The organism is Aestuariicoccus sp. MJ-SS9 (assembly GCF_032586235.1).
In the GTDB taxonomy this organism is placed as follows: Bacteria; Pseudomonadota; Alphaproteobacteria; order Rhodobacterales; family Rhodobacteraceae; genus Aestuariicoccus.
The window spans coordinates 13,709-39,020 of the sequence record NZ_JAWHTD010000035.1; the positions used below are offsets into that span (position 1 = coordinate 13,709).

At 64.8% G+C, this 25,312-nt stretch carries 24 protein-coding genes, 1 tRNA gene and 1 pseudogene; 18 read left to right on the forward strand and 8 right to left on the reverse strand.

Annotated features, from left to right (window positions below; genetic code table 11):
• Window positions 1–64: 64 nt before the first annotated feature.
• From RXV88_RS18155 to RXV88_RS18210, 12 genes are all read left to right on the forward strand, one after another.
• Window positions 65–232 (forward strand): hypothetical protein, encoded by a 168-nt coding sequence (locus RXV88_RS18155; RefSeq protein WP_316294916.1) that lies wholly within the window; start codon window positions 65–67, stop codon window positions 230–232.
• A 76-nt stretch (window positions 233–308) separates the two neighbouring features.
• The gene (locus RXV88_RS18160; RefSeq protein ID WP_316294917.1) at window positions 309–722 is read left to right on the forward strand and encodes a universal stress protein; all 414 of its coding nucleotides are present in this window, start codon (window positions 309–311) and stop codon (window positions 720–722) included.
• Between the two features lie 76 nt (window positions 723–798).
• Complete coding sequence (locus RXV88_RS18165) at window positions 799–2,451, forward strand: BCCT family transporter (protein WP_316294918.1); 1,653 nt, start codon at window positions 799–801, stop codon at window positions 2,449–2,451.
• 120 nt (window positions 2,452–2,571) lie between these two features.
• Complete coding sequence (locus RXV88_RS18170) at window positions 2,572–3,774, forward strand: aminotransferase class V-fold PLP-dependent enzyme (RefSeq protein WP_316294919.1); 1,203 nt, start codon at window positions 2,572–2,574, stop codon at window positions 3,772–3,774.
• Window positions 3,775–3,873: 99 nt separating this feature from the next.
• Window positions 3,874–5,286 carry a deoxyribodipyrimidine photo-lyase gene (locus RXV88_RS18175; protein ID WP_316294920.1) on the forward strand — a complete coding sequence of 471 codons (1,413 nt, stop codon included), beginning with the start codon at window positions 3,874–3,876 and terminating at the stop codon, window positions 5,284–5,286.
• A gap of 78 nt (window positions 5,287–5,364) precedes the next feature.
• On the forward strand, window positions 5,365–6,573 hold the full coding sequence (locus tag RXV88_RS18180; protein WP_316294921.1) for a cyclopropane-fatty-acyl-phospholipid synthase family protein: 1,209 nt from the start codon (window positions 5,365–5,367) through the stop codon (window positions 6,571–6,573).
• A gap of 3 nt (window positions 6,574–6,576) precedes the next feature.
• Window positions 6,577–7,017 (forward strand): TrgA family protein, encoded by a 441-nt coding sequence (locus RXV88_RS18185; RefSeq protein ID WP_316294922.1) that lies wholly within the window; start codon window positions 6,577–6,579, stop codon window positions 7,015–7,017.
• A 2-nt stretch (window positions 7,018–7,019) separates the two neighbouring features.
• Window positions 7,020–8,141, forward strand: coding sequence for a gamma-glutamylcyclotransferase (locus RXV88_RS18190; protein WP_316294923.1), 1,122 nt, complete (start codon window positions 7,020–7,022; stop codon window positions 8,139–8,141).
• Window positions 8,142–8,200: 59 nt separating this feature from the next.
• Entirely contained in the window at window positions 8,201–9,235 is a 1,035-nt protein-coding gene (locus tag RXV88_RS18195) for a cysteine synthase A (RefSeq protein ID WP_316294924.1), read from the forward strand.
• Window positions 9,232–11,655, forward strand: a complete 2,424-nt coding sequence (locus RXV88_RS18200) for a DUF3772 domain-containing protein (RefSeq protein WP_316294925.1) — start codon at window positions 9,232–9,234, stop codon at window positions 11,653–11,655. Before RXV88_RS18195 ends, RXV88_RS18200 begins: the two co-directional genes overlap by 4 nt.
• The gene (locus tag RXV88_RS18205) at window positions 11,652–12,371 is read left to right on the forward strand and encodes an alanyl-tRNA editing protein (RefSeq protein WP_316294926.1); all 720 of its coding nucleotides are present in this window, start codon (window positions 11,652–11,654) and stop codon (window positions 12,369–12,371) included. Before RXV88_RS18200 ends, RXV88_RS18205 begins: the two co-directional genes overlap by 4 nt.
• 62 nt (window positions 12,372–12,433) lie before the next feature.
• Window positions 12,434–12,523, forward strand: a tRNA-Ser gene (locus RXV88_RS18210).
• A 376-nt stretch (window positions 12,524–12,899) separates the two neighbouring features.
• Here RXV88_RS18210 and RXV88_RS18215 read toward each other — a convergent pair.
• Genes RXV88_RS18215 through RXV88_RS18225 form a run of 3 tightly spaced genes read right to left on the reverse strand, consistent with a single transcriptional unit; the run spans window position 12,900 to window position 15,195 of the window.
• The gene (locus tag RXV88_RS18215) at window positions 12,900–14,555 is read right to left on the reverse strand and encodes a recombinase family protein (protein WP_316294927.1); all 1,656 of its coding nucleotides are present in this window, start codon (window positions 14,553–14,555) and stop codon (window positions 12,900–12,902) included.
• Window positions 14,555–14,956 carry a DUF2924 domain-containing protein gene (locus RXV88_RS18220; protein WP_316294928.1) on the reverse strand — a complete coding sequence of 134 codons (402 nt, stop codon included), beginning with the start codon at window positions 14,954–14,956 and terminating at the stop codon, window positions 14,555–14,557. Before RXV88_RS18220 ends, RXV88_RS18215 begins: the two co-directional genes overlap by 1 nt.
• Entirely contained in the window at window positions 14,953–15,195 is a 243-nt protein-coding gene (locus tag RXV88_RS18225; protein ID WP_316294929.1) for a DUF3489 domain-containing protein, read from the reverse strand. Before RXV88_RS18225 ends, RXV88_RS18220 begins: the two co-directional genes overlap by 4 nt.
• Window positions 15,196–15,564: 369 nt before the next feature.
• Here RXV88_RS18225 and RXV88_RS18230 point away from each other — a divergent pair, with 369 nt between their 5' ends.
• Window positions 15,565–16,647, forward strand: a complete 1,083-nt coding sequence (locus RXV88_RS18230; protein WP_316294930.1) for a ParB N-terminal domain-containing protein — start codon at window positions 15,565–15,567, stop codon at window positions 16,645–16,647.
• Here the strand turns inward: RXV88_RS18230 and RXV88_RS18235 are convergent.
• The 5 genes from RXV88_RS18235 to ltnD all read right to left on the reverse strand — a co-directional run bounded on the left by RXV88_RS18235 (window position 16,566) and on the right by ltnD (window position 20,694).
• Window positions 16,566–16,970 (reverse strand): hypothetical protein, encoded by a 405-nt coding sequence (locus tag RXV88_RS18235; RefSeq protein WP_316294931.1) that lies wholly within the window; start codon window positions 16,968–16,970, stop codon window positions 16,566–16,568. The genes RXV88_RS18230 and RXV88_RS18235 overlap by 82 nt on opposite strands.
• 163 nt (window positions 16,971–17,133) lie before the next feature.
• Window positions 17,134–17,895 carry a hydroxypyruvate isomerase family protein gene (locus tag RXV88_RS18240; protein ID WP_316294932.1) on the reverse strand — a complete coding sequence of 254 codons (762 nt, stop codon included), beginning with the start codon at window positions 17,893–17,895 and terminating at the stop codon, window positions 17,134–17,136.
• On the reverse strand, window positions 17,892–18,542 hold the full coding sequence (locus tag RXV88_RS18245; protein WP_316294933.1) for an aldolase: 651 nt from the start codon (window positions 18,540–18,542) through the stop codon (window positions 17,892–17,894). The genes RXV88_RS18240 and RXV88_RS18245 overlap by 4 nt, the downstream gene beginning before the upstream one ends.
• Complete coding sequence (gene otnK, locus RXV88_RS18250) at window positions 18,539–19,801, reverse strand: 3-oxo-tetronate kinase (RefSeq protein WP_316294934.1); 1,263 nt, start codon at window positions 19,799–19,801, stop codon at window positions 18,539–18,541. Before otnK ends, RXV88_RS18245 begins: the two co-directional genes overlap by 4 nt.
• Complete coding sequence (gene ltnD, locus RXV88_RS18255) at window positions 19,798–20,694, reverse strand: L-threonate dehydrogenase (RefSeq protein ID WP_316294935.1); 897 nt, start codon at window positions 20,692–20,694, stop codon at window positions 19,798–19,800. Before ltnD ends, otnK begins: the two co-directional genes overlap by 4 nt.
• Before the next feature lie 445 nt (window positions 20,695–21,139).
• Between ltnD and nuoF the strand changes: the two genes are divergently transcribed.
• The 5 genes and pseudogenes from nuoF to RXV88_RS18280 form a co-directional block, all read left to right on the forward strand.
• Complete coding sequence (gene nuoF / locus RXV88_RS18260) at window positions 21,140–22,420, forward strand: NADH-quinone oxidoreductase subunit NuoF (protein ID WP_316294936.1); 1,281 nt, start codon at window positions 21,140–21,142, stop codon at window positions 22,418–22,420.
• A gap of 188 nt (window positions 22,421–22,608) precedes the next feature.
• Entirely contained in the window at window positions 22,609–23,409 is an 801-nt protein-coding gene (locus tag RXV88_RS18265) for a glutathione S-transferase family protein (protein ID WP_316294937.1), read from the forward strand.
• A 147-nt stretch (window positions 23,410–23,556) separates the two neighbouring features.
• Complete coding sequence (locus RXV88_RS18270) at window positions 23,557–23,775, forward strand: hypothetical protein (RefSeq protein WP_316294938.1); 219 nt, start codon at window positions 23,557–23,559, stop codon at window positions 23,773–23,775.
• A 44-nt stretch (window positions 23,776–23,819) separates the two neighbouring features.
• Window positions 23,820–24,751 (forward strand): annotated as a pseudogene (locus RXV88_RS18275) (helix-turn-helix domain-containing protein); the annotation flags it as partial.
• A gap of 58 nt (window positions 24,752–24,809) precedes the next feature.
• Window positions 24,810–25,312 (forward strand): IS6 family transposase (locus RXV88_RS18280; RefSeq protein ID WP_316294939.1); only part of this gene is annotated, 503 nt, incomplete at its 3' end.

The window sequence follows — 25,312 nt, forward strand, 5'->3', positions numbered from 1 at the left end:
CCGGGTCGCGACCCGGTCGGGGCGTCAGGAGCGCGCGGCAGGACCGGCGCATTCGTCCCCCAGCATGTCGCTTTTGAACCGCCATCTTGAAACCCCTTTTATTTTCAAAGCGTTTCCGATTTCTGCTTGGGTCGCAAAAAGACGACAATCCGCCGTCTTTGATTGCAACGCGGGCGCTTTTCCGGTTAGCCTGACCTATCTGCCGGGCGATCCCGCCCTGGCGGAGATGTAAGCGCGGAACCGAAGGGGCCTCCGGCCGAACGGGGCCGTCCCTCCGGGCGCCGCGCCGGAATGGGAGGGAGAGCGACATGTTCACACGCATTATGGTGCCGGTTGACCTGGCCCATGCCGACCGGCTGGAACGGGCCCTGGCCTGTGCGGGCGATCTCGGCATGCATTACGGCGCCACGGTCATCTATGTCGGCGTCAGCGCCGCGACGCCGGGATCGATTGCGCATACGCCCGAAGAATTCGGGCAGAAGCTGGCGGCCTTCGCCGAGATGCAGGGCCAGCGGTTCGGCGTCACCGCCGAGAGCCATCCGGTGATCAGCCACGATCCGGCGATCGACCTCGATCCGTCGCTTCTCAAGGCGGTCACCGACACCAGCGCCGACCTTGTCGTCATGGCAAGCCACATTCCCAACGTGGTCGATCATTTCTGGCCGTCGAACGGAGGCACCATCGCGTCGCGCGCAGATGTTTCGGTGATGGTCATCCGATAAATGGAACAAGGGCCGCCGCGGGGCCGTTATCGTGGCGACCATACATAAAAATGCCAACAGCAGAGGGAGGCCTCTTATGGCCGACGTTTCCAGCAATCAGGGCATACCTGATCCCGAGGGCGCCTCGGATATCATCGAGACCGATTACACGATCGGTCAGGACAATATCGAAACCAACGTCGGGCCGTTTCCGCTCGACATCCACAACCCCGTGTTCGTCATTTCGGGGCTGTCGGTCGTTCTGTTCGTGATCTACGCGCTGGTTGCGCCCGACCAGGCCGCGTCGTTCTTCGGATGGCTGCGGCCGTTTCTGACCAGCACGTTCGACTGGTTCTTCCTGTCGGCGGCGAATGTCTTTGTGATATTCTGCCTGCTGCTGATCGTGACGCCGCTTGGGTCCGTGCGGCTCGGCGGGGCGGAGGCGACGCCGGATTACACCTATGTCGGCTGGTTCGCGATGCTGTTCGCGGCCGGTATGGGCATCGGGCTGATGTTCTTTGGCGTGCTTGAGCCGGCGTATTACTTCGGCACCCCCTGGGGCGACGAGCCGCTGGGCGTCGTGCGTCCGTTCACCGAAGAGGGCGCGCTGATCCAGGAAAACGTCGCCGAGGCGCGGCGCATGGCGCTGGCAGCCACGTCCTATCACTGGGCGCTGCACCCCTGGGCGATTTATGCGGTCGTGGCGCTGGCGCTGGCGCTGTTCTCGTACAACAAGGGTCTGCCGCTTTCGATCCGGTCGGCGTTCTACCCGATCCTGGGCGAGCGCGTCTGGGGCTGGTGGGGCCATGCGATCGACACGCTGGCCGTGTTCGCCACGCTCTTCGGCCTTGCGACATCGCTTGGGCTCGGTGCGCAGCAGGCCAATGCCGGTCTGGAATTCGTCTATGGCGTGCCCAACAACATCACGGTTCAGGTGATCCTGATCTGCGGCATCACGGCGGTTGCGCTGGTGTCGGTGCTGCGGGGCCTCGACGGCGGGGTCAAGGTGCTGTCCGAGATCAACATGGTGATCGCCGGGGTGCTCTTGCTCTTCGTGCTGTTCGCCGCGGGGGCCACGTCGATCCTGACCGAGTTCGTGTCGGGCGTGGGCGCCTATTTCCGCGAGGTGATCCCGCTTTCCATGCCCTTCGGGCGCGAGGATGACGGCTATCGCGAAGGCTGGACCGCGTTCTACTGGGCCTGGTGGATCAGCTGGTCGCCCTTCGTCGGCATGTTCATCGCGCGGGTCAGCCGTGGGCGCAGCGTGCGCGAGTTCATCACCTGCGTGCTGATCATCCCGAGCCTCGTCTGCGTGTTCTGGATGGCCGTGTTCGGCGGCGCTGCGATCAACGACATGATCGCCAATGTCGACGCTTCGGCGGTCAAGGCCAACGTGATCGACAGCTACAAGCCCGAGCTTTCGCTCTTTGCGATGCTCGACGGTCTGCCGCTGTCGGCGATCACCTCGACCATCGGCATCGTGCTGGTCATCGTGTTCTTTGTCACCTCGTCCGACTCAGGCTCGCTGGTGATCGACACGATCACCGCGGGTGGCAAGGTCGACGCGCCGGTGCCGCAGCGGGTGTTCTGGTGCACCTTCGAGGGGCTGGTGGCCATCGCGCTGCTAATGGGCGGCGGGCTGACATCGCTTCAGGCGATGGTGATCTCGACCGGTCTGCCCTTCACGATCATCCTGCTGCTGATGTGCTGGGCGATCTGGAAGGGCCTCGTGGCGGAACGCAACGCCTGACGCCACGCACCACGCAAATCGAAAAGGCCCCGGATCGCCTCCGGGGCCTTTTTCGTGGCTGGGGCCGGATGCTGCCATTCGGCCCTTGCGCCCCGGCGCGCCGCGCGCTTTTCTACGCGCATGGAACTTGACATCGACCATGTGCGCAGCCGCTTTCCGGCCTTTGCCGAGCCCGATCTGCAGGGCCAGGCGTTTTTCGAGAATGCGGGCGGATCGTATCCCTGCCAGCCGGTGATCGACCGGCTGACCCGCTTTTACCGGCAGCGCAAGGTGCAGCCCTATGCGCCTTATGCCGCCAGCCGTCTGGGCGGCGAAGAGATGGACGAGGCCCGCGCGCGGCTTTCGGCGCTGCTGGGCGTGGACGGTGACGAGCTGAGCTTTGGCCCCTCAACCACCCAGAACACCTATGTTCTGGCGCAGGCCTTCCGCAAATTCATGGCCAAAGGCGAGGCGATCGTCGTCACCAACCAGGATCACGAGGCCAATTCAGGTCCCTGGCGGCGGCTGGCCGACGATGGGATCGAGATTCGCGAGTGGCGGGTCGATCCCGAGACCGGGCATCTGGATCCGGCGGCGCTTGAGCCTTTGCTGGACGAAAAGGTGCGGCTTGTCTGTTTCCCGCATTGCTCGAACGTGGTGGGCGAGATCAACCCGGTGACCGAGGTCACCGCGCTGGCCCATGCTGCGGGGGCCTTCGTCTGCGTCGACGGGGTCAGCTATGCGCCGCACGGCTTCCCGGATGTGGGCGCGCTGGGGCCGGATATCTACCTTTTTTCCAGCTACAAGACCTATGGCCCGCACCAGGGCATCATGGTCATCCGCCGCGCGCTGGCCGAGGCCTTGCCGAACCAGGGGCACCATTTCAACGGCGGCACGCTTTACAAGCGCTTTACGCCCGCGGGGCCGGATCACGCGCAGGTGGCCGCCTGCGCGGGGATGGTCGATTACATGGACGATCTGGCGCAGCATCATGGCGTCGAGACGGGCGCGGTGCACGACCTGATGCGCGCGCGTGAGATCCGTTTGCTGCAGCCGGTGCTAGATGCAGTCAAGGACCGCAATTCGGTCCGGCTGATCGGCCCGTCGGATGCGACGCGGCGCGCACCGACGGTGGCGCTGGCGCTGACCCGTCCGGGCGCAGAGGTCGCGGCGGAGCTGGCCGCGCATGGCATCATGGCGATGGGCGACGATTTCTACGCCGGACGCGCGCTGACCGCGATGGGGGTCGACCCGGCGCTGGGCGTGCTGCGGGTGAGCTTTGTGCACTACACCTCTGACGCGGAGATCGAGCAGCTTTTGCAGGCGCTGGACGCGGTGCTGTAGGCGGCCCGGCGGCCCTCCGGGCGGCAAAGCGTCAACGAAAGTTTGACCTGCCGAACAACGCGCTAAGTCTGCCGAAAGATTAACGCAAAGGGCAGCCCCATGACATCGCCAACCCTGGTGTGGTTCCGCCGCGATCTTCGGCTTAGCGACCACGCCGCCCTGACCGCCGCTTGCGAAAGGGGCGGCCCGGTGATTCCGGTGTTCATCCGCGACGATCTGGTCGATGGGCTGGGGGCCGCGCCGAAATGGCGTCTGGGGCTGGGCGTGGCGCATTTCGCCGAAACGCTGGCAGGCAAGGGCAGCCGGCTGATCCTGCGCTCGGGTGACCCTGCGACAGTGCTCAGGGATCTGGCGGCTCAGACGGGGGCCGGGGCGGTCTACTGGATGCGCGCCTACGATCCCGACAGCGTGACCCGCGACACGGACGTGAAAGAAGCGCTCAAGGCCGAGGGGCTGGCAGCCAAGAGCTTTGCCGGGCATCTGATGTTCGAACCCTGGACGGTCGAGACCAAGACCGGCGGCTTCTACAAGGTCTACACCCCGTTCTGGCGCGCGGTAAAGGACCGCGACGTGGCGGCCCCTGTGCCCGCGCCTGCCATACCCGCGCCGCAAGATTGGCCCGAGAGCGAGGCGCTGGAGGACTGGCATCTTGGCGCCGCGATGAAGCGTGGCGCCGCGGTGGTGCGCCCCTATGTACGGCTGGGCGAAGAGGCGGCTCAATCGCGGCTCGGGGCCTTCATGGCGTCGAAAGTGGCGAAATACGACGGCACCCGCGACTTGCCGGCGGTCGACGGCACCTCGGGGCTGAGCGAAAATCTCAGCCTGGGCGAGATCAGCCCGGCCCAGTGCTGGCACGCAGGCATCCGCGCGCTGAACGAGGGCAAGCCGGGGGCCGAGACCTTCCTGAAAGAGCTGGTCTGGCGGGAGTTCGCCTATCACCTGATGTGGCACACCCCGCGGATCCTGACCGGCAACTGGAAAGAGGATTGGGACGCCTTCCCCTGGAACGAGGACGAGCGCCGCGCCGAGGTCAGGGCGTGGAAACGCGGGCGCACCGGCATCCGCTTTGTCGATGCCGCCATGCGCGAGATGTACGTCACCGGACGGATGCACAACCGGGGCCGGATGATCGTGGCAAGTTACCTCTGCAAGCATCTGATGTGCCATTGGAAAATCGGGCTGAAGTGGTTCGAGGATTGTCTGATCGACTGGGATCCGGCCAGCAACGCCATGGGCTGGCAATGGTCCGCAGGATCGGGGCCCGACGCCACGCCCTACTTTCGGGTCTTCAATCCGGTCACGCAGCTCGACAAGTTCGACAAGGACCGCGCATACGTCAAACGCTGGATCGCCGAGGGCGTGCGGGCGCCCTCAGACACCGCGCTGTCCTATTTCGACGCGATCCCGGAAAGCTGGGCCATGTCGCCCGACGATCCCTATCCCGACCCGATCGTCGCCGCCGACGAAGGCCGCAAACGGGCGCTTGACGCTTATGAGAACCGGGATTTCTAACCAAACCAACGCCTTAAGGCTTGCCTGCATTGCCGGTGGCCCTTTAACCTGTAAACCACGCCTGACAATGGGGAACGCATGATCCTGACGGATACCAAGAACCAGACCGATCTGCCGCGGTATTTCACCCGGGTCTTCGACATGACCCGGAACATGAACAACGGCCGGCTGGACTTTGTGATGCCCGATGGCCGGGTCTTTCGGGCCGATGGCCGCAACCCCGGGCCGGTGGCGGAACTGCACATCCACAACCCCGACATCTTCGGGCGGCTGATCCGCGAGGGCGACCTGGGGTTTTGCGACGCCTATCTGGATGAATGGTGGTCGACGCCCGACCTGATGGCCTTCATGGATCTGGTGCACGCGGACAACGACGACATCTACGATGGCTTTCCCGGCCAGGCGCTGGTGCGGATGTACGAACAGTTGCGGTTCTGGTGGCAGGGCAATTCGCGCCGGCAGGCGCGCAAGAACATCAGCTATCACTACGATCTGGGCAACGATTTTTACAAGCTCTGGCTCGACGACACGATGACCTATTCGTCGGCCCTGTTCGATACCGGGCAGGAAAGTACCGAGAAAGGCCAGATCGCGAAATACAAAAGCATGGTCGACCAGATGGGCGCGCAGCCCGGCGATCACGTGCTGGAAATCGGCTGCGGCTGGGGCGGCTTCGCCGAATATGCCGCAAAGGAACGCGGCCTGCGCGTCACCGGGCTGACCATCAGCCAGGAGCAGTATAGGTACGCCGTGGAACGCATTGAAAAGGCAGGTCTTTCTGACCTCGTGACATTCAAGTTGCAGGATTACCGCGACGAGCGCGGAACCTATGACGGCATCGCCAGCATCGAGATGTTCGAGGCGGTCGGCGAAAAATACTGGCCGGTCTATTTCGACACCGTGCGCGAGCGGCTCAAGCCGGGAAAGAACGCAACGCTGCAGATCATCACCGTCCAGCATCGCCGCTGGGAGGTGTACAAGCGCGGGGTGGATTTCATCCAGAAATACATCTTCCCCGGCGGCATGCTGCCCAGCCCCGTGGTGCTGCGCCAAGAGGTGGAGCGGGCCGGGCTGCGCGTGGCCCGCTCGATCGAATTCGGCGAAAGTTACTCGCAGACCCTGCGCCGCTGGCACGATACGTTCAACGAAAAATGGGACCAGGTGGCGCAGCTTGGGTTCGACGACCGTTTCCGCCGGATGTGGAATTTCTACCTGACCTCTTGCGCCGCGACCTTCCACAGCGGTAACTGTGATGTGACACAGATCACGATCACGAGGCCCGGCTGACACATGCCCACAGCGTCCAAACTGGTAGCAGGCCTCCTTTTGGCGCTTTTGGCAATTGTCGCTTCGGGGCAGATCAAAGAGCTGATGCCCCCCAACACGGCGTTCGGCTATTTCACCTGGGTCAACGCCGGGATCGGGTTCCTGTGCGGCTGGATGATCATCGGGTCGCGCGTCGGGCGCGGCGGGGCCGCGGCTGTGTCCAACGGCTTTACCGCCGTGGCGGCGCTGGTGTTCTGGGGGCTCTTCGTTCAGGCGGTCAACGAGATGGTCCGGCTGGCGGTGCGTCACCGCTATGACGGCCCGGTCGAGGCCTTTGCCGCGGTCTTCGAGATCGGGATCGAATACGGCACGGTCATGCTGGACTGGCCGCTGGTGCTGACGCTCTTTGCGGGCGGCGTGGCCACCGGCATCTTCACCGAGATCGCCTCGCGTCACTGGAGATAACCTTGGCCGACCTGTTTTTCTACGGCACGCTGCGGCATGTGCCGCTGCTTAGGATCGTGCTTGGCCGTAAGGATGTGTCGGCGGTGCCCGCGACGCTGCCCGGTCACGGGGTCTGGTGGGTCGCTGGGGAAAGCTTTCCGATGATCGCGCCCGATCCGGGGCGGGCCGCGCCGGGGGTTTTGGTGCAGGGCCTTTCCGATGCCGACGTGGCGCGGCTCGATTTCTACGAAGGCGGGTTCGCCTACACGCTGCGCGATGTCACGGTCGACACCGACGCCGGCCGCGCCCCGGCGCGGGTCTATTTCCCCGATGCCGGCGCCTGGGACAAGGGCGAGGTCTGGGATCTGGACGATTGGGCGGCGCGCTGGGGGCGGATCACCGAGGATGCCGCGACCGAGGCGATGGCGCATTTCGGCAAGGACGCCGCCGAAGACATCCAGGCGCTTTTGCCGTTCTTTCGCGCCCGCGCCTGGTCGCGGCAGCTGGCGCAGGAGGGCGCGCCGCAGACCCTGCGCAGCACAATGACCCGGCGCGACGTGGCGATCCGGCGCGACCGTCCGGGCTATGACGGCTTTTTCCGCATCCACGCCTTCGACGTCGATTACGCCAAGTTCCACGGCGGCCGCAGCGAGACGGTCTCGCGCGAGGGCTTCGTCGCCTTCGATGCGGCGCTGGTGCTGCCCTACGATCCGGTGACCGATCAGGTTCTCATGATCGAGCAGCTGCGCTATGGCCCGATCCTCCGCGACGATCCCGCGCCCTGGACGCTGGAGCCTATCGCGGGGCTCATCGACGCGGGCGAGGCCCCCGCCGACAGCGCCCGCCGCGAGGCCGAGGAGGAGGCGGGGCTGACGCTGGGCGAGTTGCAGCTGATGACGCGGGTCTATGCCTCGCCGGGCTATACCAGCGAGTTCTTTCATTGCTATCTGGGGCTCTGCGATCTGTCGGGCTACCGCGCCGGGGTCAACGGGCTCGACAGCGAACACGAGGACATCCGCAGCCACCTGCTGAGCTTTGACGCCGCCATGGCGCTGGTGGACAGCGGCGAGGTCAATGCCGGGCCGCTGGCGATGATGCTGCTGTGGCTGGCGCGCAAGCGCGACAGCCTGCGGCGAATGGGTTGAGTTTGCCGGGGTGGAGTCCTACACCCTGACACGATCGCACTGAAAAAGGAGCCCGCGCCATGCGCACCGCAAAGGATCTGGCTGACGCCATCGGACAAACGCCGCTGATCCGGCTGAGAAAGGCCAGCGAGATGACCGGCTGCGAGATCCTCGGCAAGGCGGAGTTCATGAACCCCGGCCAGTCCGTGAAGGACCGTGCGGCGCTCTATATCATCAAGGACGCGGTCGAGAAGGGCCTGCTGCGGCCCGGCGGCACCATCGTCGAGGGTACGGCGGGCAACACCGGCATCGGCCTTGCGCTGGTGGGCGCGTCGATGGGATTCCGGACGGTGATCGTCATCCCCGAAACGCAGAGCGAGGAAAAGAAGGACATGCTGCGGCTGGCTGGCGCCGAGCTGGTGCAGGTCCCGGCGGCGCCTTACAAGAACCCCAACAACTACGTGCGCTATTCGGGCCGTCTGGCCGAGCGCATGGCCCGCGACAGCAACGAGGGCGTGATCTGGGCGAACCAGTTCGACAATATCGCCAACCGGCAGGCCCATATCGAGACCACCGGCCCCGAGATCTGGGAACAGACCGGCGGCAAGGTGGATGGCTTCATCTGCGCCGTCGGGTCGGGCGGAACGGCGGCGGGCGTCGGCGCGGCGCTGCAGCCCAAGGGCGTGAAGTGCGGGATCGCCGACCCGATGGGGTCGGGGATTTACACGCTGTTCACCGAAGGCGCGGCCAAGGCGACCGGCAACTCGATCACCGAGGGCATCGGGCAGGGGCGCATCACCGCCAATCTGGAGGGCTTTGAGCCCGACTTCCTATGTCAGGTCCCCGACGAAGAGGCGCTGCCCATTGTCTTCGATCTGCTGGCCGAAGAGGGGCTCTGCCTTGGCGGGTCGTCGGGCATCAACGTCGCCGGCGCGATCCGGATGGCGCAGGAGATGGGGCCGGGGCACACCATCGTCACGATCCTCTGCGATTACGGCACGCGCTATCAATCCAAGCTCTACAATCCTGATTTCCTGAAAGAAAAGGGTCTGCCCGTTCCCGGCTGGCTGACACGGGCGCCCGCAAGCATTCCCGGAGTATTCGAGGACGCATGACCTATCTGACCCGTTGGATATTCGCGGCGCTGCTCTGGCTGGCGCTTTCCGTCGCCGCTCTGGCGCAGGAAGACCTGCCCGATTACGACGCATGGACGCCGCTGGCCGAACGCGCGGAAAGCGTGATCGACGCGGGCCAGGCGTCCAATAGCGCGCTCGAGGACCTGCGCGCCGAGCTTGCGGACCGGCGCGAGCAATTCCTCGCGGCGCAGGATGTCAACGCCGCGCGGATCGCGACGGCGCAATCGCAACTCGACGCGCTGGGCGCTGTGCCTGAATCCGGGGAAGAGCCGGAGGAGATCGCAACACGGCGGAGCGAGCTGCAGACCCAGCTGAGCAATCTGCGCGCCCCGGTGCTGCGCGCCGAAGAGGCCTTTACCCGGGCCGATGGCTTGATCAGCGAGATCGACGTTCTGATCCGCACCCGCCAGACCGAGCGTCTTCTCGATCTAGGGCCGTCGCCGTTGAACCCGGCGCTGTGGGCACCTGCGCTGGGCGATCTTTTTGCCTCTGGCAACCGATTGCGCAGCGAGCTTGCGGCCAACTGGCAGTCCGACGTTCATCGCGCCGAGGCGCGCGCAAACCTGCCCTATATCGTCCTGATGATCGCGGTGGCGCTGTTGCTGGTGCTGCGCGGGCCGCGCTGGGTGATAAAGGCGGTGGAAAAGCTGCGGTCGGCCAGCCGGAGGGGCACCGGCGTCTGGGGCTTTCTGATTTCGCTCGGTCTGATCCTGCTGCCGCTTATCGGGCTGATCGCCCTGACCGAGGCGCTGTCGGCGACCGGCATGATCGGCGTGCGCGGCGAACGTCTGCTGGCGTGGCTGCCGGGCTGGGCCGCGGCGCTTCTGGTGATCCGCTGGCTGGCCGGGCAGACCTTCAACCGCAAGGACGACGTGGCCACGCTGCCGCTCGACCATGCGCGCCGGAACGAGGCACGCTACTATGTCAACCTGCTGTCTCTGCTGATCGTGGCCCGGGGCGTGATCGGCGCTTTGACGGAGTTCGACAATTACTCGGTCGGAACCGCCGCCGTCCTCGACTTCCCGATCCTGATCCTCTGCAGCCTGATGCTGTTCCGCCTGGGCCAGATCCTGTCGCGGGCCAAGCTGGACGCGGGCGAGGGCGAAAGCACGCTGGTGGAAACCAGCATGTTCCGGATGCGTCTTGCGCGTTTCATGGGCCGCGCGGTGATGGTGATCTCGGTGGTCGGGCCGATCCTCTCGGCCATCGGCTATGCCCGGGTGGGCGAGGCGATGGTCTATCCGGCGATCCAGACATTGGCGCTCTCGGCCTTCGTGCTGGTCCTGCAGCGGTTCGTCTCCGATCTCTACCAATTCCTCACTGGCAAGAACGCGGCGGAGTCGGAAAGCCTGATCCCGGTGCTGGCGGGCGCTCTGCTGCTGCTGGCGGCGCTGCCGGTGCTGGCGCTTATCTGGGGCGCGCGCCTGGCGGATCTGACCGAGCTTTGGGCCCGATTCCAGGAGGGGTTCACGCTCGGGGATACGCGCATCTCGCCGACCGATTTCCTGACCTTCGCGATCGTCTTCGCCATCGGCTACACTGTGACGCGGCTGTTGCAGGGCGGTTTGCGCAGCTCGATCCTGCCCAAGACCAAAATCGACATCGGTGGACAGAACGCGATCCTGTCCGGCGTGGGCTATGTCGGCGTCTTCCTTGCCGCGGTGGTGGCCATTTCCGCCGCCGGTCTGGACCTGTCGTCGCTGGCCATCGTCGCCGGTGCGCTGTCGGTCGGCATCGGTTTCGGCCTGCAGAACATCGTGTCGAACTTCGTCTCGGGGATCATCCTGCTGATCGAACGCCCGATCTCGGAAGGCGATTGGATCGAGGTCGGCGGCAACATGGGCATCGTCAAGGACATCTCGGTCCGCTCGACCCGGATCGAGACCTTCGACCGCACCGACGTGATCGTGCCCAACGGCGATTTCGTGTCGGGCACGGTGACCAACTACACCCGCGGCAACCTGATCGGTCGCGTGGTGGTGGATGTCGGCGTGGCCTATGGCAGCGACACCCGGCAGGTAGAGGAGATCTTGCTGAGGGTCGCGCGTGAACATCCGATGGTGTTGCTGAACCCCGAACCTTCGGCCTATTTCTCGGGCTTCGGCGCGGATTCGCTCGACTTCACGATCCGCGCGATCCTGCGCGACGTAAATTACGTGGTGAAGGTGAAGTCCGACATGCTGCACGAGATCTACGAGCGCTTCACCGAGGAAGGCATCGAGATCCCCTTCGCGCAGCGCGACGTCTGGCTGCGCAACCCCGAAACGCTGACCGGCGCGGCCAAACCTGTTCCGCCGTCCAAACCGGCGGCAAACGCGCCGGATGACGATGGCGTGGATCACAGGGCGCATCTGCAGCAGGAAGACCTGGACCCCGACCTCGACGGTGACGCGCGATGACAGAGCCGCTCTACCGCAGCGATCCCTATGCCCGCGACGCCGCCGCCCGCGTGACCGCCCATACCGAAGAGGGCGGCGTGATCTGCGACACGCAGCTCTTTTATCCCAAGGGCGGGGGACAGCCCGGCGACAGCGGCTGGATCGAGTGGGACGGCCGCCGCCTGCCTATCGCAACCGCCGTCAAGCACGACAGCGGCGCCAGCATCCTGGTGCCCGCCGAACCCACGGCGCTGCCGCCCGAGGGCGCCCACGTGACCCTGATGCTCGACTGGGAGCGGCGGCACCGGCACATGCGCGTGCACACCGCGCTGCACCTTCTGTCGGTGGTGATCCCGCTGCCCGTGACCGGCGGGTCGATAGCCGCGGGCAGCGGCCGGCTGGATTTTGCCATGCCCGAGCCGCCCGCGGACAAGGCGGCGCTGGAACAGGCGCTCAACGATCTGATCGACCGCGATCTGCCGGTGACCGAGAACTGGATCACCGAGGCCGAACTCGACGCCAATCCCGGGCTGGTCAAGACGCTCTCGGTCAAGCCGCCGCGCGGCGCGGGGCGGGTGCGGCTGGTGCGGATAGGGCAGGGGGGCGATCAGGTCGATCTGCAGCCCTGCGGTGGCACGCATGTGTCCCGCACCGGCGAGATCGGCGCGGTGCGCCTGGGCAAGATCGAGAACAAGGGCAAGCAGAACCGCCGCGTCAACATCGCGCTCGACACCTGAATCGCCACACCGGTCCGATCCCCCCTTGCAACCCCCAACTTCTCCGGGCTAAACCCGTCGGCGGAGAGGTGGCCGAGTGGTCGAAGGCGCACGCCTGGAAAGTGTGTAGGCGGGGAACCGTCTCGAGGGTTCGAATCCCTTCCTCTCCGCCACCGACCTAACACGTTGATATTTGGTAGAAAAACACCGAGTTTTCGGTCGATTTTTCCGTGCGTTAAGCCGTACCTGCCCATCCAGAGATTCCCTTACGAGACGTTTCCGCCGGGCTTGCCGCGATGCGTCTCTCATCGGCGCATCAGCGGGGTCGGTTTTGCCCGGAATTTCCCTGCTTGCAGGGAATTTGCAGGGAATTTTCCCGGATTTCACCGTCACCTGACTCCTTGGGCGCTGATAATCTCATTTGCATCAGTGGCTTGCGACGATTTCCCTGCGCGGTCGAGCAGGGAAATAGCAGGGAATTCGTACGCCAGGCAGGGACTTCGTGGCGATGTAAGGTCCTTAAGCCATTACCGCCGAGGAGAGCCGCTCTCAGATGCCGTAGATCCGCTCCTGCTCGTGCCAGTCGAGCGGGATCGGTCGTTGCAGGAACCGCCGCAGAGTGAGCTCCGGCGGAAGTGTCCCCTCAAGGATCGCTCTCTGGATCCTGGGGGAGAGAAACGCAAGGGGGCCGCGCGTTCGGATGAAGACATCGTGGTGGCCGGCGTCCTGGGCGATCCGTGAAAGTGGCGTGCCGTTCCTAAGGGCAGTCACCCAGCGATGGGCATCGGCGAGGGTCCGGAGCAGCACCGGGTCGGGATCGGATTGCTCTTTGCCCGCCACCAGCTTCGCTTCGACACCGCGCCTGCGGAGCTGAACCGGAACGGAGAACACGAGCAGATCGCACGCCAGGTCGTCTTGAGCGACGTGCAGTGCCTCTTCCAGGAACTCGGGATCGAGCTTCAACGTGATCTCCCCTGACGAAATGCTGCCGCTGACGAGGATCCGCTGGAGCAACTCAGGTTCGCGCGCCCGAAGTTTGCGGACGAGATCCCGGGCTACTTCGAGCAGCCCCGGGTCCGCTCGGAGATCGGGCATGGCCAGAAGACGATGTTCGACTACTGCCTGCCCGATGTGATCGGCGATGGCAATCGCCACGCGAGCTTCGAGCATGCGGGCTGGCAGCCGCCATCCGGTCGGATCGGGCCCGCCGGAGATCAGCCGGTTCGAGATGTAGTAGGAATGACGCCTGCCGGCCTTGAGGCTGTGGGTCGGGGTCAGGCGGTCCCCGGTCTGGTCGCGGAGCTTGCCGGTGAGACACGCGGTCTCTGCATCGGACCTGCGTCCGCGTGGGCGCCGGGCTGCGGCCTGGAGCTTGGCCTGCACTCTCTCCCAGAGCGCCTCGTCGACGATCGCCGGATGACGGCCCGGCCAGACCCAATCTTTGTGCCGGATCAGGCCGCGGTAGACCGGGTTGGTGAGGATCTTGTGAATCTGGCCGGTGGAAAGAGGGCAACCGCCCTGTTCGCGCCCCGAGCCGAACCGGTGGTGCTTGGACCGAAGCTGCAGGGCCGCGGCCTCGCGCGCGACCGAGGTAATGTTGCCGTGCTCGTCATAGAGGGTGAAGAGAGACCGGACCGTCTCGGCTTCGGCGACGTTCATCACGAGTTCCCGGACCATCGTATCGGGGTGAGGGTCATAGCCAAGGGGCGGCAGTCCCCCCATCCACAGCCCCTGCTTCTTCGAGGCGGCGATCTTGTCGCGGATCCGCTCCGCTGTGACCTCGCGTTCGAACTGGGCGAAGGAAAGGAGCACGTTCAGGGTAAGCCGCCCCATGGAGGAGGCGGTGTTGAAGGCCTGGGTGACCGAGACGAAGGAGCAGCCGGCAGCGTCAAACCGCTCCACCAGCTTTGCAAAATCGGTCAGCGACCGCGTGAGGCGGTCTATCTTGTAGACCACCACCATTGCGATCCGCCGCGCCTCGATCTCGGCGAGCAAGCGAGCGAGGGCAGGGCGTTCGAGGGTGCCTCCGGAGACGCCACCATCATCGAAGCGGTCGTGGGCGAGGACCCAGCCTTCATGCTTCTGGCTGGAGACATAGGCGGCGCAGGCCTCGTACTGGGCGTCGAGCGAGTTGAAGCTCTGGTCCAGACCTTCCTCGGAGGACTTACGGGTATACACCGCACAACGGATCTTCGGCACTGCCATCAGCCGTCCTCCTTCAGGCCGAAGAACCGCGGCCCCGACCAGCGCGCACCGGTGATGGCCCGGGCGACGGCGGAGAGCGAGCGGTAGGTGTTGCGGTTCCAGCGATAGCCCGCCTCCATCACCTCGACCTCGTGGGTCACGCCGTTCCACTCCCGGAGCAGCCGGCCGCCCGGCTGCAGGGCCGGTGAGACCGCCCCTCTGACGCGGGCCCGGTGCCCGAGATCGGCGAGGAAGCCCTTGGGCAGGCCGCCGTAGCGCCGGGACTGCAGCTCGAAAGCGAGAAACCTCCGCAGGAAGGCCTGGCTCAGGCTCTTCGGCACCGGGGTGCCGAAGAGGTCGGTCCAGGCGGCGACCAGCGCCGCCCGGTCCATGGTTTCAATCCGGGCGACGGTGAGCTTCATGCGGCTTCAGGCTTGGCGCTGATCCGGTAGCTTACCACGCCACCTTCCTTCTTCGGCGCGATGCGGTCGATGGTGTAGCCGGCCTTGCGCAGGGTGCTGAGGGCGGCGCGTACCGAATGCGGCTGCCATCCTGTTGCCTCCTGCAGGGCGGTGAGATCGGCGCCGGCCTTGCGGGAGAGCAGGCGGCAGACAAGGGCGGATTTGCTCTCGCGGGGTGGGGTCTGGTTGGGTTTGGACATTCTGGCCTCCTCGGGTTGGCGGTTCCTTGCGTCATGCAGGACCTACCGAGGCAGGCCCGGGCTCTGATCCGGGCGTGCGGACACTGACGCTCTGTTCGCCGGCGAAGTCCAGTCCATTTTTCTGGTTGACAGCGCCATGCCCCTGAAGTGCGTTTGTCAACCTAATCAGTGAGTTAGGATGTTTTCGCATTGCGTTCTGGGCAAGCGTGCTGTACACGTTGATAACCGGTCGCTGAAGGAGGCTAGCGGCAACTGATCACCAAGTTCCCCCACCGGGGATGCGGCATTGATCGGCTGACTGCTTCCTTCCTGACGACGGTGATCAGCCCTCTTATCCGCCTCTCCTCGGTTAAGCCGAAGGAGGCATTCATGGAAGAACACGGCAATCCTGGCCCGGACGACCCGAATCACATCGGGCCTGACCCCGCACAGCATCCGTCCAATCATTCCGTTGTATCGGAGAGTGTGGTCGCGGAGGGCTCCCCGGCGCGTGGCAAGAACGACCTGTTCCCCGAGGTCCAACTGCTCTGGCTCGCGATCACCCTGATCGATGCGGCGCCTCGGCGGTTGCGGCGCGAGACGGAGAGCCAGATCAAGGCAGTAATGCGGGCCATCGAATGCTTCGGGTTCCGGGTCCCGATTCTAGTCCGCAAAATGCCGGGTGGTGAACGCTACCAGATGATCGATGGGCATACGCGGTTCGTGGCGGCTCAGCGTCTCAGTGCTGAGGTCCTGCCCTGCATCGCGGTCGATGACCTCCCCGAGGTCGAAATCCGCCGCCTCGCTCTGTCGCTCAACAAACTGCAGGAAACGTCGGAATGGGATCCGGCGGCCCTTCGGCTGGAAATTGGTGAGATCATCGAGCTGAGCGGAACACTCGAGATCCCGGGCTTTTCAATGCCGGAGCTCGAGGCCATCCGGTTCGGGACCGAGGCGGCCGAGGTTGAGGATCCGGCCGATGATCTCTCGGCATTGGAGACGACCGGCGTGCCGGTCGTGTCCAAGCCTGGCGATGTGTGGCGGCTGGGGGACCACGTAATCAGCTGCGGTTCGGCACGGGATGGTGCAGCGGTGGCCGCCCTGCTGGATGGGCAGGTGGCGGATGCAGTTTTCTCTGACCCGCCTTACAACGTGAAGATCAACGGTCATGTGCGCTCTGCCGAGGCAGGCTATGCCGAATTTACCGAGGCCTCGGGTGAGATGTCGCGGCCGGACTTCGTAGCGTTCCTGGTTGAAACCTTAGGCAATGCTGCCGTCCTGCTCAAGCTCGGTGGCGACCGATGTCGAGCGGTTGCTGGGGACGGTGGCGACGCGCTTAGAAGTGAACTGCACGAGGAGACGAGCCTCAGGTTGCGCTTTCCCGGCATCCGTCAGGACGCTCTGATGAAGCTACCCGGCGCGTCCTCCAGTGTGCTCAGCTTCCCATCGCCCGGCTTGCGCGCTCGTACTTGATCGCTACCACCTTGGGCATCAAGCCAGTTGGACCAATGCGACCACCACGATGCCTTGGTGTAATCAGCGGCTTCCAGCCACGCATCGGGTTCGTCGAAATGGTCCTTCGCTGTATAGTACCCATATTTGACGCGCTCGCGCGGCGGGTTCACGATACCTGCGATGTGCCCAGACTCGCCGAGTACAAAGGTGACATCGCCCCCGAAGAGCGATGTTGAAGGATACACCGACCTCCAAGGCGCAATGTGATCCTCCTTGGTGGCGAGAATATACATCGGGTTTTTTACCCGACCGACATCGATGGCCTTGCCGTCAAGCGTCATTCCTCCGTGGCATGATCTCAGCGGGGAAAGGGGCAATCACGCCTCAAGCCCGAGTTCTGCAACAACGCCCGGCGACAGCGAAACCCTGCCGCTGCGGATCTCGCTGTTCGCGCACCCGTCGGATCCGGCGGCGACGCGGCTTTGCGGGTTGCGGTGACGGGGCCTACGCGGCGGGCGGCAAATCGCGCAGCCAGCCCAGGCTTTCGTCGGTGGGGCCGGTGGGCTTGTATTCCGCGCCAAGCGCGCGGGGCCACCCCTGCGCGGCGATCTGCGCAAAGACGAAACGGTAATCGACCTCGCCGTGATCCGGCGCGCCACGATCCGGGACCGAGGCGAACTGGATATGCCCGATGATCGGCGCGAGATCGCGCAGGCGGGTGGTCAGATCGCCCTCGGTCCGTCCGACGTGGTAGCAGTCGAACATCAGCTTGACGCCCGGCAGGTTCAGCTCTGCCAGCAGTGCCGCCGCCTGGTCGGTGGTCTGCAGAAAGTACCCCGGCGCATCGTGACGGTTGAGCGGTTCGATCAGCAGCTTGATCCCCTCGGGGCACCGGTCGCGCGCATAGCGCAGATTGTCGAGGAAGGCCGCCTGCGCCTCGGGTCCCTCGGCAAAGCCCGCCATGATGTGGATGGCCCCCGCGCCGATGGCCTCAGCATAGGCGATGGCCTGGTCGATGGCGGCGCGGGCCTCGGCCTCGCGGCCGGGCAGGGCGCTTAGACCGTTCTCGCCGGGATTGCCTCGGATCGTGTTGAGCCCCAGCATCCTCAGCCCGGTTTCCTCCAGCGCGGTTGTCACCTCGGCCGCTGGCGTGTCGTAGGGCCAATGGCATTCGACCGCATCGAAACCGGCGGTTTTGGCCGCGCGGATGGCGTCCGGCAGCGGCCGGTCGGCCCAGAGAAACCCGAGGTTTGCCGAGAATTTCATATGTCCCACTCCACATCGAATTTGGTCACGACGGCCCGGACCTGGTCTTCGGTCAGCCCGCGCGCGTTCGTCCCGCGCAACATCATCGCCAGCCGCGCGGTGTCTTCCAGCTCTTCGATGGCGTTGCAGGCGGCCTCGACGTCCTTGCCCGCCACGACGGGGCCGTGATTGGCCAGCATCACCGCCGAACGTTTCCCCGCGAGCCCCCGCACCGCCTCGCCCATCGCCGGATCGCCCGGCAGGAAGAACGGCAAGAGCTTGACCCGTCCCAGCTTCATGATCCCATAAGGCGTCAGCGGCGGCAGGAAATCGTCGGGGTCGGCATCGGGCATCATCGACAGAGCGACCGAGTGACACGAATGCAAATGAACCACCGCCCCCGCCGTGCTGCGGGTGTCGTAGAACGCGGTGTGCAGCGGCATTTCTTTCGTGGGCTTGTCGCCGCCGATCAACCGCCCCTCGGCGTCGAAACGGCCGAGCCGGGCGGGATCGAGACGGCCAAAGCTGGTCCCGGTCGGCGACACCAGCAGCCCGCCATCCGGGGTCCGGGCCGATATGTTGCCGGTGCTGCCGTGGGTCAGACCCCGCTCGAAGAGCGAGCGCGCCAGCAGGCAGATCTGGTCGCGCAGGGCGGTTTCGGTGCTCACAGCGCCTCCAATGCGTCGGTGAAGAAGGTGGGCGCGCCGAAATTGCCGGATTTCAGCGTCAGCGCGATCCGGTGGCCGCCGGTTTCGCAGAACGTCCAGGGCACGCCCGGCGCGATCTCCCGCCCGATGTCGAGCCGGTCGACCCCGAGCGCCTGGGTCACCGCGCCCGAGGTTTCGCCGCCCGCCACGACAAAGCGCCGCGCGCCGCGGTCGCGGGCGGCCATGGCGCAGGCGGCCAGTGCTTCCTCGACGATCTCGCCCGCGCGGGCGCGGCCCAGCCTATCCTGCGCGGCGCGAACGCTGTCGGGTTCGGCGGTGGCGTAGATCAGCGGTGCCTTGTCCAGGTCCTGCGCCGACAGCCAGTCGAGCGCCTGTTGATGCCCGTGATCCGCCAGTTCCAGCGGATCGAGCCGCAGGGCAGGCGCGCCGGTGTCGCGGTAGGCCGCGACCTGCGCGTTGGTCATGGCCGAACAGCTGCCCGACAGGATGACGGCGGCGCGCGGCAGAACCGGCGTTTCCATGCGAGGCGCGTCGGCGGCCAGCGCGCCGTCGGCGCGGTAGAGCGCGGGAAGCGGCATCGCCACGGCGCTGCCCCCCGTCATCAGCGGCATGTCGCGGCAGGATTCTGCAATGGCATCCAGATCCTCGTCCGCCACCGCATCGACGACCACATGCGCCACGCCTTCCTGGCCCAGCCGGGCCAGCGCATCGCGGATGGCCACGGCGCCACGGGCCACGGTCAGCCGGTCGACCAACCCGACGGGCCGGGTGACCTGCGGGTCCAGCAGGCGCATCAGGTTGGAATCGCGCATCGGGGTCAGGGGGTGATCCTTCATCGGGCTTTCGGCCAGCGGCTGACGGCCAACGAAAAGGTTCCCCATAAAGATCGCGCGGCCGTTCTCGGGGAAGGCCGGGCAATAGATCGTCTGCGCGCAGCCCAGATCGTCCATCAACGCCTCGGCCACCGGGCCGATGTTGCCCTCGGGCGTGGAATCGAAAGTCGAGCAGTATTTCCAGAAGAACCGCGACGCGCCCGCAGCCTGTAGCCACGACAGCGCCGCGCGGCAGTCCGACACTGCCGCGGCCACCGGCGCGGTGCGGCATTTCAGGGCGATAACCTCGAAGGGCGCTGTGTCGCGCGGGGGTGTGTCGGGGATGCCGATGCGCAGCGACACCTGCACGCCCGAGCGCGCCAAAAGCCCGGCCAGATCGGTCGCGCCGGTGAAATCGTCGGCGATGCAGCCCAGCAGCGTCGTCATGTGTCGCCGCCCGGCAGGGTCAGGCCGACGTTGCGGGCATAGACCTTGGCGATAGCCGCGTCATCCTCGCCGCCAAGCCCCATGCCCACGGCCACCATGTATTGCTGCAACGCCGCCGCCGTGATCGGCGCGGAGAAGCCTGCCGATTTCGCCACGTCCAGCACGATGCCCAGATCCTTGGGCCAGATATTGATCTGGCTGCGCGGGGTATAGTCGCCCTCGACCACATGCGGCGCGCGGTTCTCCAGCATCCAGCTTGTGCCGGCGCATTGGCTGATGACCTCGACGAATTGCGCGGGCGCGATGCCCTGGGTCATGCCAAAGGTCAGCGCCTCGCCCATCGCGGCGATGTGCACGCCTGCCAGCAGCTGGTTGACCGACTTCATCGCCGATCCCGGGCCTGCGGCGTCGCCCAGCTCGAACACCGTCTGCGCGCAGGCGTCGAGCACCGGGCGCGCGGCGGCAAAGGCAGCTGCCGTGCCGGATGCCATGACCGAAAGCGCCCCCTCGGCGGCCTTTGCCGCCCCGCCCGAGATCGGCGCGTCGAGGTAATGCACCCCGGCCTCGGCGCAGCGCGCCTCCATGTCGCGGGCGAAGGCGGGCGGGACGGTGGCGCAGGAGATGACGACCGCGCCTTTCGGCAAGTTTGCCACCGCGCCGCCTTCGCCGAAGAGCACCGCCTCGGTCTGCGCGGCATTCAGCACCACGACCACCAGCGCATCGAGATCGCCGGGCAAGCCGCCACCTTCGCCGCCCGCGTCCTGAAAGCGCTGCACGGCGTCGGGGTTGATATCCAGACCCCAGGTCCGGTGACCGACCTTGAGGCACGACAGCGCCATCCCGTATCCCATCGAGCCCAGCCCGATCACGGCGGTTTTGACCTCTTGCGCCATAGTGAACCTCCCTCTTTGTCAGCCCCTTGCGCGGGTGGCTGCCCCCTGCGGGTCGAATGGACGCGTAAGACCCTGTCGGACGCGTTTATAACCATATCAGCCCCGTTGTCCCCGCCAAAACGGAGATTCGGCCCTGGCGCGGGCCGCCGGATCAGGGCGATCTTGACGAGGACCCGAGCCGTCGCCGATCATCGCGTGGCTGGCAAACGTGATGGCGCGTGGTGAGATTCGACGACCACCGGCCCAAACGCCCGGGTTTTCCGGAGTTTTCTGCAGGCGGCGATCGAAACGCCTTTTGTTGCAGCGCATTGCGCTTGCGTGCACCTCTGAGACATGCCGTCTCAGTCGGGCGAACCGCCTTGCTTCGAGGGGTGTTCTGGTCTACCAGACCAAGGAATTTGGACCGGCGCTTGCGCGGTCCTATGGCCTTGAGAAAGGAAAGAACTTGCTCAAAGATTCTGACCGGATTTTCACCAATCTTTACGGGATGCATGATCGGTCGCTGAGCGGCGCGCGAAGCCGGGGGCATTGGGACGGCACAGCCAAAATCCTGCAAAACGGCAGGGATTGGATCATCGACCGCATGAAGGCGTCGGGCCTGCGCGGGCGCGGCGGTGCGGGTTTCCCCACCGGGCTGAAATGGTCCTTCATGCCCAAGGAAAGCGACGGGCGTCCGTCATACCTTGTGGTCAATGCCGACGAATCCGAGCCGGGCACCTGCAAGGACCGCGAGATCATGCGCCACGATCCGCACACGCTGATCGAGGGCTGCCTGATCGCCAGCTTCGCGATGAATGCACATGCCTGCTACATCTACATCCGCGGCGAATACATCCGCGAAAAAGAGGCGCTGCAAAACGCCATCGACGAGGCCTATGAAGCGGGCCTTCTGGGCAAGAACGCTGCCGGATCGGGATGGGATTTCGACCTCTACCTGCATCACGGCGCGGGCGCCTATATCTGCGGCGAGGAAACCGCGCTTCTGGAAAGCCTCGAAGGCAAGAAGGGCATGCCCCGGATGAAACCGCCGTTCCCGGCGGGCGCGGGGCTCTATGGATGTCCGACCACTGTGAACAACGTCGAATCCATCGCCGTGGTCCCGACCATCCTGCGCCGCGGGCCGGAGTGGTTTTCGGCCTTCGGCCGCCCGAACAACGCCGGGACCAAGCTGTTTGCGATCAGTGGGCATGTGAACAACCCCTGCGTCGTTGAAGAGGCCATGTCGATCACCTTCGAGGAGCTGATCGAGAAACATTGCGGCGGCATCCGGGGCGGCTGGGACAACCTCAAGGCGGTGATCCCGGGCGGCAGTTCGGTGCCGTGTATCCGCGGTGAAAACATGCGCGAAGCGATCATGGATTTCGACTATCTGCGCGAACAGCGCAGCGGTCTGGGGACCGCCGCGGTGATCGTGATGGATCAGTCCACCGACATCATCAAGGCGATCTGGCGGCTGTCGAAATTCTACAAGCACGAAAGCTGTGGCCAGTGCACGCCCTGCCGCGAGGGCACAGGCTGGATGATGCGTGTGATGGAACGTCTGGTGCACGGCGAGGCCGATGTCGAAGAGATCGACATGCTGCTGGATGTGACCAAGCAGGTCGAAGGCCACACGATCTGCGCTCTGGGCGATGCCGCGGCATGGCCGATCCAGGGGTTGATCCGCAATTTCCGGGACGAGATCGAAGACCGGATCAAAGGGCGCAAGCACTACGCCGTCGCATGATCCGTGCCGCCAGGTTTGCGGGCTGCGGCCCGCGAACCTTGTTACCCCGGCAGAGACAGTCCGAGGTTCGACGCCGGCAGCCTGTACGGGTCGTCGCTAGCTCTATTCGGCGCAGCGGACCGATTGCGTTGATCATATCAAGCTCAGCGATATAGGCTGCGGGCAAACTTCCCCGCAGGATCAACACAATGCCCGACAAGATCACCGTCTATCACATCCCGGTCTGCCCGTTCTCGCAACGGCTCGAGATCCTGCTCGCCCTCAAGGGGGAGACCGGCGCGGTGCGCTTCGTGACCGTCGACATCACCCGGCCCCGCGACCCGGAGCTGTTGCGCAAGACCCGCGGCACCACCGCCCTGCCGGTGCTCGAGACACCCGACGGGCAAATCCTAAAGGAAAGCCTGGTGATCCTGCGCTATCTCGACGAATTGCTGGGCGCGCCCGTGCGCCAGGCCGATCCGATGCGCCACGCGGTCGAGAACATGCTGATCGCCCGCGAAGGCCCCTTCACGGCGGCCGGCTATATTCTGGTGATGAACCAGGATCCGGGCGCGCGGGACGCGCTGACCGGCAAACTGCGCGATCTGTACCGTGACATCGACGATTTCCTGATGCAGCACGCCCCCGAAGGTCCGTTTCTCTTCGAGGATTTCGGGCTGGCCGAGACGGTCTTTACTCCGATGTTCATGCGGTTCTGGTTCCTCGAGCATTACGAAGGATTCGGCCTGCCGCAGACCGACGACTTCGCCCGCGTCGAACAATGGCGCGCGGCTTGTCTCGCGCATCCCAAGGCGCAGCAGGTCAGCCGCGAAGAGATCGTCAAGCTTTACTACGACTACGCACGCGGCGCCGGAAACGGGGCATTGCCCGAGGGGCGGACGGTGTCCAGCTTTGCCTTCACGCCGCGTTGGCGCGACCGCCCGATGCCGCCGCAAGACAAATACGGGCCCGGTGCCAGCGATGCCAAACTGGGCCTGCTGCCCGCCTAAGCCGAAAACGCAGCACAGCCGCATCGGTCGGGCTGCTCATTCGATCCATTTTCGATCAGGTGTCGGTCTTAATCGCCGGGTTATCGGGTCAGCCGGTCTTTATTATGACAGGAAAGACGAAATCCTTGTCCGGAAGGCCCTGACGATATGAATGCACAGACCAATCTCTTCACCTCCCTTACCCTGCCCAACGGCGCGCGCCTGAAGAACAGGATCGTGAAGTCGGCGATGTCCGACATGCTGGGTGATGGCCGGGGCAACCCGACGCCCGCGCAGCTGCGGCTTTATGAACGCTGGGCCGAGGGCGGCGTGGCGGCTTCGATCATGTCTGACGTCAGCACCCACCGGACAGATTTAGGTGTTTGAGCAACGGAGGATTTCTGGTTCATCGAAGCCATTATGGAGCGAAGATGAACAAGACATCCGGAACATCGAAAGACGCCGCTGACAAGCTGGTGAGGGGCATCAAACGGAAGACCCGCAAACACTACTCGGCCGAGGAGAAGATCAGGATCGTCCTGGCGGGCCTGCGTGGCGAGGAGAGCATTTCCGCCCTGTGTCGCCGCGAGGGGATTGCCGAGAGCCTATACTATTCCTGGTCCAAGGAGTTCCTGGAAGCCGGGAAGTCCCGGCTTTCGGGCGACACCGCGCGCCAGGCGACGGCACCCGAGGTTAAAGAGCTGCGGTCGGAATCGGCCGCCCTGAAAGAGGTGGTTGCTGAGCTGACGCTTGAGAACCGTTCGGGCGGGCAAAGCGTCCACTGGACGCTTTGCTGAACCGCCTCACCTCAAAAAAAGCATGGTCGGGGATGGGGGAGACGAAGAATGAGATACCTTGCCTCTGAGAAGCTGGAGATCATACGCACGGTCGAGGCGTCGCATCTGCCGACCCGGCAAACCTTGAAGATGCTCGGTATCCCCAGCAGCACCTATTACGACTGGTACGCCCGCTGGTGCGACGGTGGCATCGACGGGCTTGCTGATCGTTCTCCCCGACCTGGGTCGGTCTGGAACCGCATCCCGGACAAGGTGCGCGACGATGTTGTTGATTTTGCCCTGGAACACGAATACCTGACGCCCCGGGAGCTGGCGGTCAAATACACCGATGAGAAGCGCTACTTCGTGTCGGAATCGTCGGTCTACCGCATTCTCAGTGCCGAGGATCTGATCACAGCCCCGGCCCATGTGGTGATCAGGGCCGCCCCCTCTCGGCAGATTGCTTTGCAATCGTCTGCCGGGCAATGGATGAGTTCCGCGACAAAACCAGCCGACCGAACGAACTTTGGCAGACAGACTTCACGTACCTGAAGGTGATCGGCTGGGGCTGGTTCTATCTCAGCACCAGGTGTTGTCAGAAGGATTTCTGTTGAGAGGTGCAGGGTGGCCTCGTAGCGTTACAACATGAGCAAACCTGACCCGTTCAAGGGCTTTCACAGTAGCCCCGAAATCATCCGGCTTGCGGTGATGTTGTATGTCCGATTTCCGCTCTCGCTCCGGAATGTCGAGGACCTGCTGCACGAGCGCGGCGTCGACATCAGCCACGAGACAGTCCGGTATTGGTGGCATCGTTTCGGTCCGATTTTTGCCGCGGAAATCCGGAAGCGGCGTACCGAAGGAATGAAATCGAGCCGCTGGCGTTGGCATCTCGACGAGATTTTCGTGAAGATCAACGGCGAGCGTCATTATCTTTGGCGAGCCGTCGATCACGAAGGGGAAGTTCTTGAGAGCTTGGTCACGAAGACGCGTGACAAGAGGGCGGCGTTGAAATTCCTCAAGAAAGCAATGCGGAAGCATGGTCAGCCCGTGGTAATCGTGACGGACAAGCTGCGGTCATATGGAGCTGCTCTGAAAGAACTCGGAGCTGACGATCGGCAGGAGACGGGTCGCTGGCTCAACAACAGGGC